General features: G+C 73.8%; 2 protein-coding genes. Both read right to left on the reverse strand.

Annotated elements, in window-relative coordinates; all coding sequences use genetic code 11:
- On the reverse strand, positions 1–2,293 hold a 2,293-nt coding region (locus IPZ69_RS46500; protein ID WP_235460975.1), incomplete at its 3' end, for a cytochrome P450.
- 207 nt (positions 2,294–2,500) lie between these two features.
- Positions 2,501–4,032: helix-turn-helix domain-containing protein (locus IPZ69_RS46505; RefSeq protein WP_235460976.1), on the reverse strand; the 1,532-nt coding region annotated here is incomplete at its 5' end.

Consider the following 4,032-nt stretch of genomic DNA (forward strand, 5'->3'; position numbering starts at 1 on the left):
GGGTGTCGGAGAGGGCGACGGTTTCCAGGCGGCCGGTGAGGATGCTGTGGTCGCCGCCGGGCAGGACCTGACGGCGCGTGCAGGCGAACCGGGCCGCGGCACCCGGCAGTCCGGGCAGACCCAGTTCGAGCGGGACCAGCGTGGCCTCGGCCGCCGCGCGGTCGTGCCGGGCGAACGCGCGGGCGACTTCCGCCTGTTCGTCGCCGAGGACGTTGACGAGGAAGCGGTCGGCCGAGGCGAACACGTCGTACGCGCTGCCGGCCCGGTTGACGCACACCAGCAGCAGCGGCGGGTCCGCGGACAGGCTGCACACCGCGCTGGCCGTGAAGGCGCGCGGCCGGCCGTCGGCGTCCCGGGTGGTCACCACGGTGACGGGCGCGGCCAGGTGGGCCATCGCCTCGCGGAACAGCTCCGGGGTCATCGGCGCGTGCGGCGCGCCGGCCGCCGGATCGTCGAGCAGGACGGCGTGGATCCGCGCGGCGAGCGTCTTCGCGTGGCTGTCCAGGAAGAAGTGGCCCGCGTCCGCGAGATCCAGATGGGTGACCGGCCCGTCGGTGACGTCGGCCCACAGGTCCAGGTCCCCCTGCGAGGTGACCGGATCCTCGGCGCCGGTGACGACCGTGAGCGGGCAGCTGAGCCTCGGGTGGGAGCCCGTATGGCGGTACTGGGCGTACAGCTCGTAGTCCTGCCGGATCCGCGTGGTGAAGAACGAGACCGCGTCGGCGTGCTCCAGGAACTCCTCCGGGACGCCGCCGGTCGCCGCCAGCGCCCCCAGGAACGCCAGGTCGGGGTAGGCGTGGATGGCCGCCCGCCCGTCGCGGCCGTACGGCCGCTGCGGAGGCCTGCTCGCGGACACGAACAGGTGCCGCGGCGGCCGGTGTCCCCGGGCGACGAGCCGGCGGACGGCCTCGTAGCCGAACAGTCCGCCGAGGCTGTAGCCGTAGACGGCGTACGGCCCGTCACCCGCCCGGTCCGCGACGAGGCCGGCGATGTCCTCGACCGCCTCCGTGAACGTCCCGTACGGCTCCTCGTGATGGCGTCCGTCACGGCCCGGGGGCTCGATCGGCACGGCGTCGATCTCGGGGCCCAACTCGTCCAGCAGGGGCTGGAAGGCCCGGGCCGAGCCGCCCGCGAAGGGGACGAGGAAGAGTTTCACGCGCCGGTCCGCGGTGGCGGGGAGCCGCGGCGCGCTGGTGGGGGCGAAGGACACCGGCAGGCTGCTGTGGCCCTGGAGCACGGTGGAGCGGACGCGCTGGCCCGGCCCGGCGAGGCTGATGTCCGGGGCGTGGTCGCGCAGCGCGGCGAGAACCGCCCCGATCTCCGCCCGGCCCAGGAGCCCGCCCGCGCGGAGGCGGGAGCCGGCACCGAGGGAGAGGTGCGGGTTGGGCGTACGGCGCAGGTCGAGGACGTCCGGGTCGGCGAAGACCTCCTCGTCCCGGTTGGCGGACGACAGCCAGAGCGCGACCAGGTCACCGGCCCGGACGTGCCGCCCGTGCAGGGTGGTGTCCCGGGTGGCCCGGCGGGCGGTGTACAGGTCGGGGGTGGCCCAGCGCAGCACCTCCTCGGTGGCGGTGGTCAGTTCGATTTCGCCGCCGCGCAACGCCCTCCACTGCGAAGGGTGTTCGGCCAGCGCCCGCGCCAAGGCGGTCAGGGTGAGCCGGGCGCTGCCGTCGTCATCCAGGAGCAGTCCGGCACAGGTCAGCGCGATGTCCTCGTCGGACAGCGCCCGCCCCCGCACCTGTCCGGCGACCAAGGCGCTCACCGCGTCCTCACCGGGATGGGCGCGGCGGGCGCGCGCCAACTCCGCGAAGTATTCGGTGACTTCGGTGACTTCGGTGATTTCGGTGATTTCACCGCGGGCGACCAGGGACCGTTTCGTGGCATCCAGCAGGAAGGGCCGGTCGGCGGCGGGGACGTCGAGGAGGGCGCAGACGGTGTGGGACGGGATCCGCTCGGCGACCTCGGTGGCGAAGTCGCAGACACCGGCCGCGACCGCCCGCCGTACGAGAGCGCGGACGTGCTCCTCGACGCACGGCCGGATACGGCGCAGGGCCCGCGGCGTGACGGCGAGGCTCATCCCCTCGTGCGCCGCCGGGCCGGTGTCGTGCGCGGCGGCGAATCCCTCGGTGTCCCGGTACAGGGCCTCGACGTCCCGGTGGCGGGAGACCACCCAGAAGCCGGGGCGGCCGTCGGCCGGGGGCTGCCAGTGCACCGGGTCCTCGCGGCGCAGGCGGCGCCAGAAGGCCGGCATGTCGTGTTCGGCGAAAGTGGTGGGATCGGCGAGGTCGAGCATCACCGGGGGCCTCCCGGATTCGGGGGCACCAGGAAATGGAAAGTTCGCACGCAGTTCCCCCGCTTCGCCTATGAGTTGTCGACTTTCGCGAACGAGTTGCCGACCCCGGCCCCCGAAACAGATCATGAAACACACGAGAAGCCGTGCGACATCCGCAGTAGTACCCAGGGCCGCTTTTCGTAACGTAACGAGACGCGGCCGCGCCGCCTATGGGACCACGGCGACCACCCTGTCCGCCCTGTCCGCCCTGTCCGCCCCCAGCCGGACGAACGCCCAGATCCCGATCTGCGCCCGAGTCCGCAGTCCCGTCTTCTTGCGGATGTTGTCCAGATGGGTTTCCACCGTCCGCACGGAAATGCCCAGGCGGCGCCCCATCTGATAATTCGTCAGGCCGTCCGCGAGCAGGGCCACGACCTCGCGCTCCCGCCCGGTGAGCCGGGCGGCCGCCACCGCCGGTGCCGGGACCGTATCGCGCGCGGGGCCCTCGGCGAGCCAGGAGGACAGCGCCTCGGGCGTGAGCTGGGACGCCAACCGGCGGGCCCGGAGCGCCTGTTCCGCCCCGCAGGCGGCGCGTGACACGGCCAGCGCCTTCTCCAGTCGGCGCTGCCACCACTGTTCGGCCCGGATTTTCGTGGCGGCACACCACCGTTCGAGCATTTCCGCCAGCAGCAGCGTCCGAAAATGATTCCCGCGCATGGCCGAAACGATGGCCAGCCCGCACACCAGCCAAATCCTTCGCAGATGGCCGGAATTGCGGTGCAGGGCGGCGAGCAGAATGCTCTCCGCGCGCGGCGCCTCCTCCTGCGCGAGGGCGATCTGAGCGGCGAGCATGCTTTCCCGTTCCCGGCTGTACACGGGCCGTTCCCCGCCGGTCGCGGCGGCCCGAGTGCGATATGCGTCGAGGAGGGAGACGGCGGTCTCCTCGTCGCCCAGGTAGATCAGCACCTCGGTGACGCCGAGGGCGGCCTGGTCCCAGGCCTCCACGTCGTCCTCGACCGTGGCCAGCAGGCAGAACGCCTCCTTGCCCAGGACCTGGCCGGTCGCCGGGTCCCCCAACTCCACATGGCAGGCGGCCGCCAGGCCGAGGGCCAGGATCAGCCGGGCCGGACGGTCCAGGGCCCGTTCCATCCTGGCCGCGTCGAGGGCCCGCTCCAGGGCGGCGGCATGGTCGCCCTCGGTGAAGGCGTGCCAGGCCGCGGCCCAGGCCGTCGAGGCGCGGTAGCGGTGCTCGGGGCCGGGTACCGCCAGCGCACGCTCCAGCAGGCGGCGGGCCTCCTCGGCGCGCCCGTCCTCCAGCAGTAACCGGGCCAGCGGGGGCGCGAGGGCCTGCGCACGGTCGTCGTGCCGCTCCAGGGTCCACTCCAGGGCCCGTCGCAGCGCGCCCGACTCGCGGCGTATCACGCTCAGTTCGGCGGAGGGCGGGAGGCCGGGTCCGTAGAAGGGCTCCGCGAGGGGCGTCAGCCAGTCCACCAGCCGGTCGTGCGCCCGGTCGGCCTCGTCGGCCTCCGTCAGCCGCCGGACCTCGTGCGTGCGTACGGGGTCCGGCTGCCGGAACCGTACGGAGCCGTCCTCCTGGCGCACGCTCTCCAGCAGGGCGCGCGCCTCAAGCCGCCGCAGCATCTCTCGTACGGCCTCCGGCTCCTCGCCCGTCTCCGCGCAGACGGCCGCGGCGGCCTGGGGGCCGAAGCCGTCCGGGAACACCGACAGCCGCCGGCTCGCCCGGCTCTCGGCGTCGCCGA

Source organism: Streptomyces olivochromogenes (assembly GCF_021538895.1).
Lineage (GTDB): Bacteria > Actinomycetota > Actinomycetes > Streptomycetales > Streptomycetaceae > Streptomyces > Streptomyces olivochromogenes_A.